Source organism: Ectothiorhodospira magna, from assembly GCF_900110965.1.
Classification (GTDB): Bacteria; Pseudomonadota; Gammaproteobacteria; order Ectothiorhodospirales; family Ectothiorhodospiraceae; genus Ectothiorhodospira; species Ectothiorhodospira magna.
Genome location: NZ_FOFO01000019.1, coordinates 50,487 through 67,393 on the forward strand (window position 1 = coordinate 50,487; position 16,907 = coordinate 67,393).

General features: G+C 62.0%; 15 protein-coding genes. 3 read left to right on the forward strand and 12 right to left on the reverse strand.

From position 1 onward, the window contains the following. Positions 1-44 precede the first annotated feature (44 nt). The 6 genes from BMX62_RS08965 to aceE all read right to left on the reverse strand — a co-directional run bounded on the left by BMX62_RS08965 (position 45) and on the right by aceE (position 8,850). The gene (locus BMX62_RS08965) at positions 45-1,259 is read right to left on the reverse strand and encodes an argininosuccinate synthase (protein ID WP_090207629.1); all 1,215 of its coding nucleotides are present in this window, start codon (positions 1,257-1,259) and stop codon (positions 45-47) included. 91 nt (positions 1,260-1,350) lie between these two features. Continuing rightward, positions 1,351-2,025 carry a methyl-accepting chemotaxis protein gene (locus tag BMX62_RS13275; protein ID WP_090207634.1) on the reverse strand — a complete coding sequence of 225 codons (675 nt, stop codon included), beginning with the start codon at positions 2,023-2,025 and terminating at the stop codon, positions 1,351-1,353. A gap of 49 nt (positions 2,026-2,074) precedes the next feature. Further along, positions 2,075-2,923 carry an OmpA family protein gene (locus tag BMX62_RS08975; protein WP_162273525.1) on the reverse strand — a complete coding sequence of 283 codons (849 nt, stop codon included), beginning with the start codon at positions 2,921-2,923 and terminating at the stop codon, positions 2,075-2,077. A 56-nt stretch (positions 2,924-2,979) separates the two neighbouring features. Further along, a complete protein-coding gene (gene lpdA, locus BMX62_RS08980) occupies positions 2,980-4,731 on the reverse strand; it encodes a dihydrolipoyl dehydrogenase (RefSeq protein WP_090207645.1) in 1,752 nt (583 codons plus the stop codon). A 39-nt stretch (positions 4,732-4,770) separates the two neighbouring features. Next, on the reverse strand, positions 4,771-6,102 hold the full coding sequence (gene aceF / locus BMX62_RS08985) for a dihydrolipoyllysine-residue acetyltransferase (RefSeq protein ID WP_090207649.1): 1,332 nt from the start codon (positions 6,100-6,102) through the stop codon (positions 4,771-4,773). Between the two features lie 84 nt (positions 6,103-6,186). Beyond that, complete coding sequence (gene aceE, locus BMX62_RS08990; protein ID WP_090207653.1) at positions 6,187-8,850, reverse strand: pyruvate dehydrogenase (acetyl-transferring), homodimeric type; 2,664 nt, start codon at positions 8,848-8,850, stop codon at positions 6,187-6,189. 310 nt (positions 8,851-9,160) lie between these two features. On the opposite strand from aceE, the gene pyrC reads away from it, so the two are divergent. Continuing rightward, complete coding sequence (gene pyrC / locus BMX62_RS08995; protein ID WP_090207656.1) at positions 9,161-10,204, forward strand: dihydroorotase; 1,044 nt, start codon at positions 9,161-9,163, stop codon at positions 10,202-10,204. Between the two features lie 5 nt (positions 10,205-10,209). Next, positions 10,210-10,836, forward strand: a complete 627-nt coding sequence (gene rnt / locus BMX62_RS09000; protein WP_090207658.1) for a ribonuclease T — start codon at positions 10,210-10,212, stop codon at positions 10,834-10,836. A gap of 6 nt (positions 10,837-10,842) precedes the next feature. On the opposite strand, the gene grxD is transcribed toward rnt, so the two are convergent. Next, the gene (gene grxD / locus BMX62_RS09005; RefSeq protein WP_090207693.1) at positions 10,843-11,160 is read right to left on the reverse strand and encodes a Grx4 family monothiol glutaredoxin; all 318 of its coding nucleotides are present in this window, start codon (positions 11,158-11,160) and stop codon (positions 10,843-10,845) included. Positions 11,161-11,248: 88 nt separating this feature from the next. After that, a complete protein-coding gene (locus BMX62_RS09010; RefSeq protein ID WP_090207661.1) occupies positions 11,249-13,030 on the reverse strand; it encodes an N-acetylglutaminylglutamine amidotransferase in 1,782 nt (593 codons plus the stop codon). Between the two features lie 200 nt (positions 13,031-13,230). Here BMX62_RS09010 and BMX62_RS09015 point away from each other — a divergent pair, with 200 nt between their 5' ends. Further along, positions 13,231-14,745 (forward strand): fumarate hydratase, encoded by a 1,515-nt coding sequence (locus tag BMX62_RS09015; RefSeq protein ID WP_090207664.1) that lies wholly within the window; start codon positions 13,231-13,233, stop codon positions 14,743-14,745. Between the two features lie 77 nt (positions 14,746-14,822). Here BMX62_RS09015 and BMX62_RS09020 read toward each other — a convergent pair whose 3' ends face one another. The 4 genes from BMX62_RS09020 to BMX62_RS09030 form a co-directional block, all read right to left on the reverse strand. Next, positions 14,823-15,302 carry a hypothetical protein gene (locus tag BMX62_RS09020; RefSeq protein ID WP_090207669.1) on the reverse strand — a complete coding sequence of 160 codons (480 nt, stop codon included), beginning with the start codon at positions 15,300-15,302 and terminating at the stop codon, positions 14,823-14,825. Further along, positions 15,299-16,210 carry a TIGR01777 family oxidoreductase gene (locus BMX62_RS09025; protein ID WP_090207674.1) on the reverse strand — a complete coding sequence of 304 codons (912 nt, stop codon included), beginning with the start codon at positions 16,208-16,210 and terminating at the stop codon, positions 15,299-15,301. The genes BMX62_RS09020 and BMX62_RS09025 overlap by 4 nt, the downstream gene beginning before the upstream one ends. A 15-nt stretch (positions 16,211-16,225) precedes the next feature. Beyond that, on the reverse strand, positions 16,226-16,387 hold the full coding sequence (locus BMX62_RS12850; protein WP_156055388.1) for a hypothetical protein: 162 nt from the start codon (positions 16,385-16,387) through the stop codon (positions 16,226-16,228). 104 nt (positions 16,388-16,491) lie between these two features. Further along, the coding region (locus tag BMX62_RS09030; RefSeq protein WP_143339666.1) for an RNA-guided endonuclease TnpB family protein at positions 16,492-16,907 on the reverse strand (416 nt) is incomplete at its 5' end.

The window sequence follows — 16,907 nt, forward strand, 5'->3', positions numbered from 1 at the left end:
CCCACCCCCTCTCCCCTCAAGGGGAGAGGGGGACTTGCTTTCCCCTATCGTCCGCGCTGGGCGGCGATGCGCATGCGCAGGGCGTTGAGCTTGATGAAGCCTTCCGCGTCCTTTTGATCATAGGCGCCGGCATCGTCCTCGAAGGTGGCGATATGGGCATCGAACAGGCTGTCGGACTCGGACTTGCGACCGGCGACGATGACATTGCCCTTGTAGAGCTTGATCCGCACCACGCCGTTCACATGCACCTGGGAGGCGTCGATCAGGGACTGCATCATCCGTCGCTCCGGACTCCACCAGTAGCCGTTGTAGATCAGGCTGGCGTACCGGGGCATCAGCTCGTCCTTCAGGTGAGCGGCTTCCCGGTCCATGGTGATGGACTCGATGGCGCGGTGGGCCTTGAGCAGGATGGTGCCACCGGGGGTTTCGTAGCAGCCGCGGGACTTCATGCCCACGTAGCGGTTTTCCACCAGGTCCAGGCGACCGATGCCATGGGCGCCGCCGATCCGGTTGAGGGTGGCCAGCAAGGTGGCGGGACTCATGGGTTCCCCGTTGAGGGCCACCGGGTCACCCTTCTCGTAGGTGATCTCCAGGTATTCCGGCTTGTCCGGGGCGGCCTCGGGGGAGACGCTCCAGCGCCACATGTCTTCCTCGGCCTCGAACCAGGGGTCTTCCAGGGGACCGCCCTCGTAGGAGATGTGCAGCAGGTTGGCATCCATGGAATACGGGGACTTCTTGCCCCGCTTCATCTCCACCGGGATACCGTGCTGATCGGCATAGGCCAGCAGCTTTTCCCGGGAGTTCAGGTCCCATTCCCGCCAGGGGGCGATGACGCGGATACCGGGCTTGAGGGCATAGGCACCCAGTTCGAAACGCACCTGGTCATTGCCCTTGCCGGTGGCACCGTGGGAGACGGCGTCGGCGCCGGTCTCGTTGGCGATTTCCACCAGGCGCTTGGCGATCAGGGGACGGGCGATGGAGGTGCCCAGCAGGTATTCACCCTCGTAGAGGGCATTGGCGCGGAACATGGGGAAGACGAAATCCCGCACGAATTCCTCGCGCAGGTCGTCGATGTAGATTTCCTTCACGCCCATGGCCTGAGCCTTGGCCCGGGCCGGTTCCAGTTCCTCCCCCTGACCGATGTCGGCGGTAAAGGTCACCACCTCGCAGCCATAGGTATCCTCAAGCCACTTGAGGATGACCGACGTATCCAGCCCGCCCGAATAGGCGAGGACGACCTTTTTCACATCATTGGCCATGTAAGGCAACCCCTGGGAAAGACGTAAGTGGTACAGGGGCGCAAGTATAGCGAAACTGGAGCCGGGTAAGGAATGGACAACACCACCGTTGTCAGATTTGACGCTTGAGTTCCTGTTCCAGCTCCACCATGAGATTGCTGATGTTGCCGGCAAACAGCCCGGTCTGATCCGCCAGACGGTTCACTTCCTTGGCCACCACCGCAAAACCGCGCCCGTGCTCTCCCGCCCGCGCCGCCTCGATACTGGCGTTGAGGCTGAGCATGCGCAGCGCCTTGAGCACGATCAGGATCTGGTTGGACTCGGTGATGATGGAATTGCTCAGACGGCTCACGGCAGCAATCTGTTCATGCCGTGCGGATTCCACATCCTTGCGCCGGCGGATATCAATCACCACCCCTTCCAGATATTGCGGCTTGCCGTCCTGATCCAGCACCGGGCCGCCGTTTTCATTGACCCAACGGACATTGCCGTCACGGTGGCGAATACGATAATCCACATCCCAATGGCCGCCCTTGGCCACGGCCTGGCTGACGGCCTCATGGACGATGGCCGAGTCTTCTGGATGAATCAGCGAGGCATAGGACACCGCCTTGTTCTGCCGTAGCTCATCCTGACTATATCCAGTCAGTTCCCGACAGCGACCTGACACCCACTGCATGGTGTACTGATCATTGTTGCGACACCGGTAGAGAAATCCGTTCAGGCGGCTGATGATGCTGTTGAAGGCATCCAGTTCAGTGCTGTCATCGGCCTTATGGTTGGGCATGTTCGGTGTGCTCCGCGGTGATGAGAGACGATGGATGACGCCCGCCCCCCTATCGGGTCAGCCAGATGTCCACCCGGCGATTGAGGGCCCATGCTGCTTCCGTGGATGCCGGGTCCAGAGGCCAGGACTCACCAAAGGCCCGGGGTTCGATCCGGTGAGCGGCAATTCCCTGCCCCCGCAGATAGGCTTCTACGGCCCTGGCCCGACGCAGGGACAGGGCTTCATTATAGGCCACTGTACCCCGTTCGTCCGCATGCCCCCCCAATACCACCCGGGCGTCAGGGTTATCCCGAAGCACAGCCAGGGCGCGCCGTAGTTCTCCATGTTGATCGGAACGAATTCGGGATTCATCAAAATCGAAATGGATGCGCCAGTCATCAAGGATCTCAAAATCCAGGGTTCTTAACTCCCCCTGACAGGCCCGAAAATCCGCCAGCACCTCCCGAAAACGCAGGGGCGAGAGGGTGACCCGAATCTCCCGGGCACCCCGGCCAGGATCGGGGTGCTGAACCAGAATTTCATGACCGGTTTCCAGGCCATAATACAATTCCAGAGCCTGAGTCCGTCCCAGCCGGAGCAGGGTATCTCCAGCCATGGCCGGCACCGGACCCAGACTTCGGGAGCCAAGATCATGTCGCCACTCGGGAGGCTGCAGGGACAGCCGTCCCATGCCGGGTACAGTCAGTGGCAGTTGCGGCTCCAGGTAAAACCGCAGGGTACGGCCCGGGCTGGCGTGAAAACGGGCGATGCCATAGCGGGGAACGGGCTGCACCAGCTCACACAGGTCTGGCTCCTGGGTCACAACCCACTGGGCCTGTTCCATGCGCGGGCCAAAGTCAGCGGCCTGAAGGGCAACGGGCAGCAGACAGAACAACAAAATGGCGTAACGGGCGTTCATGCCCAGAATTATCGGCAGCCAGCGGGGGAAGTTGAGGATTCCCCCGCCCGAATGCATCAACGCCGCCGGGGCGGCAGAATGTCGGTGATGGAGCCGTGGGCCACCTCTGCGGCAAAGCCGAGGGTTTCCGACAAAGTGGGATGGGGATGCACCGTCAGCCCCAGGTCTTCCACGTCCGCCCCCATTTCCAGGGCCAGCAGGGCCTCGGCGATCAGTTCCCCGGCGTTGGGACCGACGATCCCGGCACCGATGATCCGCTGCTGATCATCCAGCAGCAGCTTGGTCAGACCGGCCTCGCCCCCCACGCTGAGGGCACGACCACTGGCCGCCCAGGGGAAGACCGCCTTGGTGTACTCGATCCCCTCCGCCTTGGCCTTCGTCTCGGTCAGCCCCATCCAGGCCACTTCCGGATGGGTATAGGCCACGCTGGGGATGGCTCGGGCATCGAAGTGGGATTTTTTCCCGGCCGCCGCCTCGGCGGCCACCTTGGCTTCATGGGTGGCCTTGTGGGCCAGCATGGGGCCACCCACCACATCGCCGACGGCGAAGATGTGTTCGACGTTGGTCCGCATCTGCCGGTCCACCTTGATGAAGCCGTGTTGGTCCACCTGAATGCCCGCCGCCCCCGCGTCAATCTGACCGCCGTTGGGCAGACGCCCCACCGCCACCAGTACCCGGTCAAAGGTGTCCTGTTCCGGGGCCTTGCCGCCCTCGAACCAGACCCGGATACCCTCGTCCACGGCCTGGGCGCGTGCCACCCGGGTACCGGTGAAGATGTTCTCGTAACGGTCCTTGAGCCGCTTTTCCAGCGGCTTGACCAGATCCCGGTCGGCGCCAGGCATCAGATCCCTGGACAGCTCGCAGACCGTCACCTTCGACCCCAGGGCATCGTAGACGCAGGCCATCTCCAGCCCGATGATGCCGCCCCCCACCACCAGCAGACGATCGGGGATGTCCTCAAGCGTCAGGGCGCCGGTGGAATCCATCACCCGCGGATCCTCCCAGGGCAATCCGGGCAGATGCACGGGCCGGGAACCCACGGCAATGATGGCCTGTTCAAAACGTATTCGCTGTTCGTCACCCTCTGCGGCCACAGTCAGGGTATGGGGCGAGGTGAAACGTCCCACACCCTGCACCACCCTGACCTTGCGCTGTCCGGCCAGATGCCGCAGACCGCCGGTGAGCTTGCCCACCACACCGTCCTTGTAGGCCGCCAGCGCGGGCAGATCGATGCGGGGCGTGCCGAAATGGATGCCGTGGCGGGCAAAGTCCTTCGCCTCGTCGATCACCTGGGCCGCGTGGAGCAGGGCCTTGGAGGGGATGCAGCCCACGTTGAGACACACGCCGCCGATCTGTGGATACCGCTCCACCATGACCACGTCCAGGCCCAGATCGGCGGCGCGAAAGGCAGCGGTATAGCCCCCGGGGCCAGAACCCAGCACCAGCAGATCACAACGGATATCCCCATCAGCCATCGGCTCGGGAGCCGATCGAAGAGGCTGGGTGTCGGGATGGGACGGCGCAGTGGCTGATGCTCCGGTGTCTTTCCCTGGAGGGGCGCCGGCGGCGTCGATGTCCAGTTCCAAAATGGCTGCCCCCCTGGAAATCTTATCCCCCTTGCTCAATAGTAATTTCACCACGGTGCCATCCAGAGGCGCGGGGATATCAATAGATGCCTTGTCCGATTCCAGGGTAATCAGCGGGTCTTCCGGCCTGACCGTATCCCCTGGTGCCACCACAATGTCGATGACCTCCACGTCCTTGAAGTCACCGATATCAGGGACGTAAACGATGCGTGTCCGAGCCATGAATTCAAAACTCCTCGTCTGCAATGGGGAACCAGCCTGCTACAGCAGCATGCGCCGCATATCCGACAGCAGACCACTCAGGCAGGTGGTGAAACGGGCACCCAGGGCGCCATCGATGACCCGGTGATCATAGGACAGGGCCAAGGGCAGGATCAGCCGGGGCACAAACCCCTGACCATCCCATACCGGCTGCATTCTGGCCCGGGAGACAGCAAGAATCGCCACCTCAGGCCCATTGACAATGGGCGTGAACTGGGTGCCGCCGATCCCCCCCAGGCTGGTGATGGTGATACAACCGCCTTGCATGTCATCGGGCTTGAGCCGCCGCTTGCGGGCCTTCCCGGACACCTCGGCCACCTCCCTGGCCAGTTCCACCAGGCTCTTGCGATCCACATCCCGGATCACCGGGACCACCAGACCATCCGGGGTGTCCACGGCAATCCCCAGGTGAAAGTACTGTTTCAGGATCAGGTGTTCTCCGGTGGCATCCAGCGAGGCATTGACCCTGGGATACGCCTTCAGGGCCGAGACCAGCGCCTTCATCAAAAACACCAAAAAGGTGATTTTCACGTCCTTGTCCTTGTATTCCGCCGCCAGGGACTTGCGGAAAGCATCCAGTTCGGTGATGTCTGCCTCGTCGAACTGGGTAACATGGGGGATACTCACCCAGTTGCGGTGCAGATTCTCGCCGGTGAGCCGGTTGATGCGGGTCAGGGCCTGGGTTTTGACCGGGCCAAACCGGGAGAAATCAATCTCCTTGGGAGGCGTCAGTCCGGGCAGGGCCGGTGGCGCGGTCAGGCTGCGCTTGACGAAGGCCTGCACATCCTCCTTGAGGATGCGACCCTTGCGGCCCTTGCCTTCCACCTTGCCCAGGTCCACCCCCAGTTCGCGGGCGAACCGGCGCACCCCCGGCGAGGCCAGGGCCTTGCGAAAGGCCGCCTCGTCCACCATCCCTGCCGTGGGGGAAGGTCTCGGAATGGATGATGACCCGGCGGTTTCATCCCCGGCATTCTCATGGGACGGTGCCGACTCCACCGGCTCGGCATCATCCCTGTCCGATGGGGCAACAGTCGTCTGCCGTGGCGAGGGCTGTTCCTCAGTCCTGTCCACGGCCATTGCCTTGCCCTCCTCCACCGGTTCCAGATCCAGAATGGCCGCCCCCTGGGAGACCCGATCCCCCACTTTGACCTTCAGCCCCTTCACGGTCCCGGCCCGGGGGGCCGGGATGTCGATGGATGCCTTGTCCGATTCCAGGGTGATCAGGGAATCTTCCGGTTTGACTGTATCCCCCTCGCCCACCAGCACCTCGATGATTTCCACGTCCTTGAAATCACCGATGTCGGGAACCTTGATTTCAACCACGTTGCCCATGACGCAACTCCTTTGAAAAATTGGATACACTGCCGGCAAGTCACAACCCGCCGCCAGTGATGCATGTCAATGGATGCGCCCCCTTCAGGCGCGCAGGGGATTGGGTTTGTCCACGTCGATCTCGTACCTGGCGATGGCCTCGCTGACCCGTGCCATCGGGATACGCCCCTCATCGGCCAACGCCTTGAGGGCGGCCAGGGCGACGTAGTAGCGGTCCACTTCGAAATGGCGGCGCAACCGGGAACGCAGGTCACTGCGGCCAAACCCATCGGTGCCTAGCACTGTGTAATGTCCCGGCACCCAGGCGCGGATCTGATCGGCAAAGGCGCTGACATAATCGGTGGAAGCCACCACCGGCCCCTGACGACCCGCCAGGCATTGACTGACCCAGCTTTGGCGGGGTTCGGCCTCGGGATGCAACAGGTTCCAGCGTGCCGTATCCCGGCCATCCCGGGCCAATTCGTTGAAGCTGGTGGCACTCCAGATATCCGCTTCCACGCCGAAATCGTTGAGGAGCAGGTCGGCAGCGGCCATCACCTCCCGCAGGAGGGTGCCCGACCCCATGAGCTGGACCCTCGGCTCCCCCGATCCGCCTTCCCGGAGCAGGTACAACCCCTTGCAAATCCCCTCCCGTGCCCCTTCCGGCATGGCCGGCTGGGGGTAGTTCTCGTTCATCACGGTGATGTAATAGAAAACACTGTCCTGATCGACGTACATGCGGCGCAGGCCGTCATGGAGGATCACCGCCAGTTCATAGGCAAAAGTGGGGTCGTAACTGATGCAGTTGGGCACGTTGGCCGCCATCAGGTGACTGTGGCCATCCTGATGCTGCAACCCTTCGCCGGAAAGCGTGGTACGGCCAGCGGTGCCCCCGATCAAAAAGCCTCTGGCCCGCATGTCACCGGCGGCCCAGATCAAATCCCCCACCCGCTGAAAACCAAACATGGAATAAAAAATGTAAAAGGGGATCATGCTCACCCCGTGGACACTGTAGGCCGTGGCCGCTGCCAGCCAGGAGGACATGGCACCGGCTTCGTTGATGCCCTCCTCAAGAATCTGTCCCTTTTTGTCCTCCTTGTAGAACATCACCTGATCCTTGTCCTGGGGCGTGTAGAGCTGCCCCACGGAGGAGTAGATCCCCAGCTGCCGGAACAGTCCTTCCATGCCGAAGGTCCGTGCTTCGTCCGGTACGATGGGAACAATATGGCGCCCCACCTTCTTGTCCCGGGTCAGCTGGGTGAGCATGCGTACCAAGGCCATGGTGGTGGACAGCTCCCGTTCCCCGGAGGACTCCAAAGCGCCATCGAACAAGGAAAGGTCCGGGATCTCCAGGGGCGCCACCGAGGACTTGCGCACCGGCAGAAAACCGCCCAGGGCCTTGCGCCGCTCATGCATGTAGCGCATTTCCGGGGCATCCTCCGGTGGCTTGATGTACTCCATCCGTTCCACCTGTTCATCGGTGAGGGAGATGCTGAAGCGGCTGCGGAAGGTCTTGAGTTCGTCCATGCCCAGCTTCTTTTGCTGATGGGCGCGCATCTGCCCCTCGCCGGCGGACCCCATGCCGTAGCCTTTCACCGTCTGGGCCAGGATCACGGTGGGCTGGCCGACGTGGTTGACCGCCGCGTGGTAGGCGGCAAAGACCTTGAAGGGATCATGCCCACCCCGGTTCAGACGCCAGACGTCGTCATCGGACATGTTGGCCACCATGGCCTTGAGTTCGGGATATTTGCCGAAGAAATGCTCCCGCACATAGGCGCCGTCCTTGGCCTTGTAATTCTGATAATCCCCGTCCACCGCCTCCATCATGCGCTGCTTGAGCAGGCCCTTGGTGTCCTTGGCCAGCAACGGATCCCAGTAGCTGCCCCAGAGCACCTTGAGCACATTCCATCCGGCGCCCCGGAACATGGCCTCCAGTTCCTGCACGATCTTGCCATTGCCCCGCACCGGCCCGTCCAGACGCTGCAGGTTGCAGTTGACCACGAAGATCAGGTTGTCCAGCCTTTCCCGGGCCGCCAGGGAGATGGCCCCCAGACTTTCCGGTTCATCGGTTTCCCCATCCCCCAGAAAACACCAGATTTTACGATCCTGGCTGCTGGCCAGTTCCCGGTCGTTCATGTACTTCATGAAACGGGCCTGCATGATGGCGGCCATGGGGCCAAGCCCCATGCTGACGGTGGGAAACTGCCAGTAATCGGGCATCAGCCAGGGGTGGGGATAGGACGACAGTCCGCCGCCGCCCACTTCCTGACGGAAGCGATCCAGCTGGGCTTCGGTCAGGCGCCCTTCCAGGTAGGAACGGGCGTAGATGCCGGGGGCGGAATGGCCCTGAACAAACAGCAGATCACCGCCATGGGCATGGGAGGGGGCGCGCCAGAAGTGATTGAAGCCCACGTCATAGAGGGTGGCGGCGGAAGCGAAACTGGCAATATGCCCACCCAGCTCGGTGCTGATACGATTGGCCTTGACCACCATCATCAGGGCATTCCAGCGGATGTAGGAACGGATCCGGTGCTCCAGTTCCGCGTCACCGGGAAATTCCGGTTCCAGATGGGGCGGAATGGTGTTCACGTAGGCGGTATTGGCGGAATAGGGCAAAAAGGCACCGGAGCGTCGAGCCTGATCCACCAGCCGTTCCAGCAGATAATGGGCTCGTTCCGGGCCATCGGCCTGGATCACCGCCTCCAGGGCATCGAGCCATTCATGGGTTTCCTGGGTATCCAGATCCTGGCGTTGCGGCTGCGCGGTCATCACTTTTTCTCCATCCAGTCCCCCTGGGTAACGGGCGCGCAGGGGCGCACCCCATGGGGATGTGGTTCAGACAAAACGGGGTACTTGCTGATATCATTCGGAACGGACTTTTATTATTTTTATGTCCCTATCAAATCTCGACCTGAAACGCGGCAATTCGGTTCACATCCAGCGGTCAATTCACCGTCGGACCCTGCCGTTGGTTTAATCATGTTCTAGCTTTTATGCCGGCAGGTCAAGGAATGGGAACACCGCTTTTCATGCTTCACTGCAACACATTTGTGCAATAAAAACAGGACACAGCGACCCAATGACGACAATCCAGGAACTGCGTATCAGACGCCCCGATGACTGGCATTTGCATGTGCGGGACGGGAGCGCCCTTGATAGTGCAGTGCCACATACTGCCCGATGTTTTGGCCGCGCCATCATCATGCCCAATCTCAAGCCGCCGATCGTGAATGTGGAGCAGGCCATTGCCTATCGCCAGCGCATTCTCGATGCGGTGCCGGCGGGCATGTCATTTGAACCATTGATGACAATTTATCTCACCGACAAGACCTCGCCGGAAGAGATCAAAAAGGCGGTGGACAGCGGGATCATCTTCGGTGCAAAGCTCTATCCAGCCGGTGCCACCACCCATTCCGATGCCGGCGTGACCGATATCCGCCACACCTACCCCACCCTGCAGGCGATGCAGGATCTGGGGCTGCCGCTGATGATCCACGGCGAGGCCACGGACCCAGGGGTGGACGTGTTCGACCGGGAAGCGGTGTTCATCGAGCAGGTGCTGGCACCGCTGGTGGAGCGCTTCCAGGGCCTGAAGGTGGTCCTGGAACATATCACCACGGCCCAGGCGGTGGACTTCGTGCGCCAGGGGCCGGAGCGGGTGGCTGCCACGGTCACCCCCCAGCACATCCTCATGAACCGCAATACCCTGTTCCAGGGCGGTCTGCGGCCCCACCATTACTGTCTGCCGGTACTCAAGCGGGAAACCCACCGGGCGGCCATCATGGCCACTCTGGCGGAGGGCCATCCCCGCTTCTTTCTGGGCACCGACAGTGCACCCCATCCCAAGGGCGCCAAGGAATCCGCCTGCGGCTGCGCCGGCATCTTCAGCGCCCCGGCCGCCATCGAACTCTATGCCGAAGCCTTCGAGCAGGCCGGCGCCCTGGACAAGCTGGAAGGGTTTGCCAGCCTGTTCGGCCCCGCCTTCCATGGCCTGCCGGTGAACGATGACGTCATCACCCTGCGGCGGGAAACCTGGACCGTGCCGGAGGCCTACCCCTTCGCGGATGCCACGGTGGTGCCCATGCGGGCCGGCGGCACGCTGGACTGGAAGCTGGTAATCTAGCGGCCATGACAGACGAACTGAACTTCCGCCCCATGGGCAATCGTTTCCGTGGTTTTCTGCCCGTGGTGGTGGATGTTGAAACCGGCGGCTTCAATCCCAAAACCGACGCCCTGCTGCAGATCGCCGCCGTGTTCCTGCGCATGGACAAGGACGGCTTCATCCAGCGGGACCGGACCCTGTCCTGCCATGTCCAGCCCTTCGAGGGGGCCAACATGGATCCCAAATCCCTGGAAGTGAACGGGATCAACCCCTGGCACCCCCTGCGGATCGCCCTGCCCGAGGACGAGGCCCTGCAACGGGTGTTTCGCGAGGTCCGCCAGGACATCAAGCGCAATCACTGTACCCGGGCCATCCTGGTGGGGCACAACGCCGGCTTTGACCTGGCCTTTGTCAACGCCACCGCGGAGCGGGCCCAGGTGAAGCGAAATCCCTTTCACCCCTTCAGCAACCTGGACACCGTCACCCTGTCGGCACTGGCCTACGGGCAGACCGTGCTGGCCAAGGCGGTGAGGGAGGCCGGCCTGCCCTGGGACAACGCGGAAGCCCATTCCGCCACCTACGATGCGGAAAAGACGGCCGATATCTTCTGCGATGTGATGAACCGCTGGAATCGGCAGATACCGTCTGGTTAAAACAAATCAAGCGTCAGTGGCTTCGGAAACCTTTTGCTGCAGTTCCCCGGACTCAAACATCTCCAGGGTAATATCGCAGCCACCGATCAACTCGCCTTTGATATAAATCTGCGGAAATGTGGGCCAGTCGGCAAAGTCGGGCAATGTCTGCATGATCTCCTGATCCGCCAGCACATTCACATAGGCAAAGGGCGCCCCGCAGGCCTTGAGCGCGGTGGCGGCCCGGTTGGAGAAGCCGCACATGGGGAACTGGGGCGTCCCCTTCATGTAAATGATGACGGGGTTTTCCTCCACCTGCTGTCTGATACGATCCAGAGCGTCCACTTCGTTTGACCTCCTGTTGATGAAAAGCCCCATCGGGGCAAATTTGGGCATCAGCCCATGACCATGGGGCTGTTCCAGGCGCCGGCGCCTAGCCGGCGTGGATCCCCTGACGCTGCAACCAGAATTCCAGCAGGGCCAGATGCCAGAGCTTGCTGCCCTGGATGCGGGTCAGATGCTGCTCCGGGGCCTTGAGCAGGGTCTCCACATAGGCCCGTTGATACAGTCCCCGTTCCCGGCAGGTCCGGGAATTGAGGATATCCTTCATGAAGTCCAGAAACTCCCCGCGCACGTATTTGAGGGCCGGTAACGGGAAATAGCCCTTGGGGCGGTCGATGACCATATCCGGCAACAGCCCCCGGGCGATTTGCTTGAGCACCCCCTTGCCCCCCTGGGCCAGCTTCAGCGCCGGCGGCATGCGGGCTGCCAGTTCCACCAGTTCATGATCCAGGAACGGCACCCGGGCCTCCAGCCCCCAGGCCATGGTCATGTTGTCCACCCGCTTGACCGGATCATCCACCACCAAAGTAGTGACGTCCAGACGCAGCACCGCATCCAGGAAGGTGTCCGCGCCCGGCTCGTTCAGGGCTGCCTCGATCAAAAGGGCCGTATGATCCTCTCCCACCAGGGCCGGATTCACCATGCGGGCAAACTCGCTCTGGTCCCGGTCGAAATAATGCCGGCGGAAGCGTTCCACCCGGCTCCCTTCCGTCTCCGCCGCCATGCGTGGATACCAGAAATACCCGGCAAAAACCTCATCGGCCCCCTGCCCCGACTGCACCACCTTCACGTGCCGGGACACCTGCTCCGACAGCAGGTAGAAGGCCACCGCATCCTGCCCCACCATGGGCTCGGCCATCTGGTCCACCGCCTCGGGCAGACGGGCCAGCACCTGGTCATTGGGCACATGGAAGCGATGATGCTCGGTGGCATAGCGCTCGGCCACCGGGTCGGAAAACTCGAATTCACTGCCCTTCTCCTCGGGCTGATCCTCAAACCCCACGGTGAAGGTCTTCAGTCCCGTCGCCCCCGACTCCGCCAGCAGGGCCACCAGCAGACTGGAATCCAGGCCGCCGGAGAGCAGCACCCCCACCGGCACGTCGGAAATCTCCAGACGCTTCTTGACGGCGCGCCGCAGGGCATCATGGACAGCTTCGGTCCATGCCTCCGGGGTCAACTCCCGGCTGGAGCGGGTGGCCTCCAGTTGCCAGTAGCGTTGCAGCCGGGTACGGCCATCCTGCTCCACGGTGAGGGTATGACCGGGCTGCAGTTTTCTTATGCCCTTGAACAGAGTGCGGGGGGCGGGCACCACCCCATGCAGGGTGAAGTGATGATGCAGGGCCACCGGGTCGATGTCCGTATCCACCTCTCCCGCCGCCAGCAGGGCCTGGATATTGGAGGCAAAACGCAGGCGCCGGTCGGTGTGATTGTAGTAAAGGGGCTTGATGCCCATGCGGTCCCGGGCCATGAACAGGCGCCGCCGACGCAGATCCCAGATCGCAAAGGCAAACATGCCGTGAAAGCGCTTGACGCAGTCCTCGCCCCAGGCATGGTAGGCCTTGAGAATCACCTCCGTATCGCCGCTGGAAAAGAACCGGTAGCGATCTTCCAGTTCACGACGCAACTCACGGAAGTTGTAGATGGTGCCATTGAACACCACCGCCAGCCCCAGCTCGGGGTCCAGCATGGGCTGATTGGCCCGGTCGGACAGATCCAGGATGGACAGGCGGCGATGCCCCATGGCCAGGGGGCCGTCGGAATAACTGCCCTCGTGATCCGGGCCACGGCGACGCAACCGGTCCAGCATGCGCCGAAGGGACTCAAGATGGGGAAGGGATTCGTTGAAATTCAGTTCGCCACAGATGCCGCACATGGAGGTGGTCAGAGATCCTTGGAAATGGAGACGTCACAATTGATGTTCCCACAATACAGCAGATGAGGGCGAATTGGACACGCGCCCTGTGGGGAGCAGTCACGATAGCCGAAACATGCCATCCGACGGCAAGACATGACGCGGGAACCACATCGGGATAAGATTGGCCGCCTCAATGCAGACATTTGCCGGAGTTCTCCATGTCCGTCATCCGCCAGGAAGACCTGATCCAGAGCATCGCCGATGCCTTCCAGTTCATCAGCTACTACCATCCCCAGGATTATATCCAGGCCCTGACCGCCGCCTACGAAAGGGAGCAGTCCCCGGCAGCCCGGGATGCCATGGCCCAGATCCTGGTGAACTCCCGCCTGTGTGCCGAAGGCCATCGCCCCATCTGTCAGGATACCGGCATTGCTCTGGTCTTTCTCAAGGTGGGCATGGACGTGCGCTGGGAAGCGGACATGAGCCTGCAGGCCATGGTGGATGAAGGGGTCAGACGGGCCTACCAGCATCCGGACAACACCCTGCGGGCCTCGGTGCTGCTGGATCCGGCCGGCGAACGCAAAAACTCCCGCGACAACACCCCGGCGGTGGTGCACATGGAGATCGTGCCGGGAGATCACGTGGAAGTGATCTGTGCCGCCAAGGGTGGCGGTTCCGAGAATAAGTCCAAGCTGGCCATGCTCAACCCCTCCGATTCCATTGTCGACTGGGTGCTCAAGACCGTGCCCACCATGGGCGCAGGCTGGTGCCCGCCGGGCATTCTGGGACTGGGCATCGGTGGTACCCCGGAAAAGGCCATGCTACTGGCCAAGGAATCCCTCATGGCCCCGGTGGACATCCATGAACTGATCGCCCGCGGCCCGCAAAATCGGGTGGAAGCACTGCGCCTGGAACTGTACGAGAAGGTCAATGCCCTGGGCATCGGCGCTCAGGGGCTGGGGGGCCTGACCACGGTGCTGGACGTGAAGATCCTGGATTACCCCACCCATGCGGCCTCTCTGCCGGTGGCCATGATCCCCAACTGTGCCGCCACCCGCCATGTGCATTTCCACCTGGATGGCAGCGGCCCGGCGGTCCTGACGCCACCTTCCCTGGAAGACTGGCCCCAACTGGACTACGACGCCTCCAAGGGCAAGCGGGTGGACCTGGACACCGTCACCCAGGAAGATGTGGCCAGTTGGCAGCCGGGGGATGTACTGCTGCTGAATGGTCGTCTGCTCACTGGCCGGGATGCGGCCCACCAGCGGCTCACCCGGATGCTGGACGAGGGCAAGTCACTGCCGGTGGATTTTGCTGGCCGCTTCATCTACTACGTGGGTCCGGTGGACCCGGTGCGGGATGAGGTCATGGGTCCAGCCGGCCCCACCACCGCCACCCGCATGGACAAGTTCACCCGCCAGATGCTGGAACAGACCGGCCTGCTGGGCATGGTGGGCAAGGCAGAACGGGGTCCGGCGGCCATCGCGGCCATCAAGGACAATCAGGCGGTCTATCTCATGGCCGTGGGCGGCGCCGCCTACCTGGTTTCCAAGGCCATCCAGGCCGCCCGCGTGGTGGCCTTCGAGGATCTGGGCATGGAAGCCATCTACGAGTTCGAGGTCAAGGATATGCCCGTCACCGTGGCGGTGGACAGCCGGGGCACCTCGGTCCATGAAACCGGACCCAAGGAATGGCGTGGCCGCATCGGCAAGATCCCCGTTGTAGAAGGGTGAAACCCCGCCGGACGACGCCCCAATGCCTCGCTCCCGTTTTCGGGAGCGAGGCTGTATCACGGTATCCCGACTGGCGGCTATGTCCCATCCGGTGGCGGACCTTCCGCCAAGCCATAGAACCGGGCCACCCGCACCGCAAAATCATGGATGGGTTGGGGCGATGCCGCGTCGGGCATACCGTCGATGATCTTGCGTCCGTCCCGCAGGTTCAGACAGACCACATAGCGATGACCCCGGTGAAAGGGGTAGCGCTCGATGCTGATCCGTTCCACATTGGCCAGATCATATTCCCGATGCTGGCTACGGCCAAAGGGCCGCCAATGCTGGATATCAACCCGGGCCGGGGAATGCTGGAAACGATAAACGGAAAAGGGGGACAGCCGCCACAGGGTGACCACCAGCATCCCCACCAGCACCAGCAGGACCGCAAGACTGGCCAGGGGAGGCGCGTAGCCTGTGGTAAATTCCCTGGCGAAAAAACTGCCGTAGGCTATCAGTGCAACAACAGGCAATCCCAGAATCAGGACCGCCATGGGATCCCAGTGGCGAATGATCATCCGGACGCAATCTCGTGCATGGCCTGGTCGATATCTGGATACAGGAACTCGTATCCCGCCTCCAGCAGCTTGTCACCAGAGATGGTTTGAGAATCCAGCACCACCGTGGACATTTCGCCCATGGCCGTGCGCAGCATGAAGGCCGGGGCCGTTAACACTGCGGGGCGCCCCAGGGCATGACCCAGGGACTTGGAGAACGCCCGGTTGGTCACCGGCTCCGGGGCCACTGCATTGTAGACGCCGAACATGGCATCATCGATCAGGGCGCGGAGGGTGACACCGATGACATCCTCCAGATGAATCCAGCTCATCATCTGGCTGCCATCGGAGACGGGACCGCCCAGCCCCATCTTGAACACCGGCAACAACTTGCCAATCACGCCACCATCCCGCCCCAATACCACACCAAAACGCAAAATCACCACCCGACTTCGGGGGTTGAGGTGGGTGGCCTCCTCTTCCCACTGGCGGCAGATATCCGGCAGAAATCCGTCACCAGGCTCGCTGTCCTCGGTCAGACGATCCGGCAGATTCACCGGGTAATAGCCGATGGCAGAGGCAGAAACCAGCACCTTGCACTGGGGGGCATGTTCATTGAGGCCTTCCACCAGATGCCGGGTAGGTTCGATGCGGGAATCGAAAATGCGTTTTTTCTGCTCGGCACTCCAACGACGACTGGCCAGACTTTCACCCACCAGATTCACCGCGCCGTCCACCCCCTCGAAGGCCTCTTTGGGGATGGGTGAACGGGTATCCCATGAAATAAATTGACAGCCCATGGTACCCAGCTTGCGCCGGGCCTTCGCCGTATTGCGGGTGAGCACCACACATTCACAATCCTGGGCAACCAGGCGTCGGATCAATTGGGCGCCCACAAAGCCAGTGCCCCCGGTGATGAGGATTTTCATGAATTCGGTTCCCCGTCAGTCATGTTTTGAGTGGTTGGATGTCTTCTGCTCCTCGGCCCGGCGCCGGTCCCGTTCCTCCCGATCCCGACGCAGGGAACCAAATTGCCAGATGGCAAACGCCACCACTGCGCCGATGATCAGCAGGCCTTCAAACATCTTGAACGTTGAGGCTTCCACGGTATGTCCTCCAATCTTGGGGGGCCACGGGTGCGGACCACGCCCCATGTGTGACTGCTCCCCGCCCTAAGCGCTGACGCGCCACGGGCGAGGCTTCCCACTTCTCAGGCAGCAGCCGGCGATGTGCCGGACTTACGCAAGCCTCCATGGGCAGAGACGGACAGCCCTTCCGCCTTCAACTTTACTATGCCTTGATGCTTGATGTTCAGCGCCGCGTTGATATCCCTGTCATGTTGTGTGTGGCAGGTCGGGCATTCCCACGACCGGACGTTCAACGGCATGGCGTCCCTCTTGTGCTGGCAGACATGGCAGGTTTTGGAGCTGGCAAACCACGGGTCGATCTTGACCAGATGCTTGCCCTGCTCCCTGGCCTTGTAGTCCAGCTTGGTGGTCAAGGCATACCAGGACGCATCGCCGATGTGCTTGGCGAGCCTGGCGTTCTTCATCATGTTGCCGACCTTCAGCGTCTCGACGATCACCGCTTGGTTGTCGTCAACGATCTGTCGAGAGAGCTTGTGCT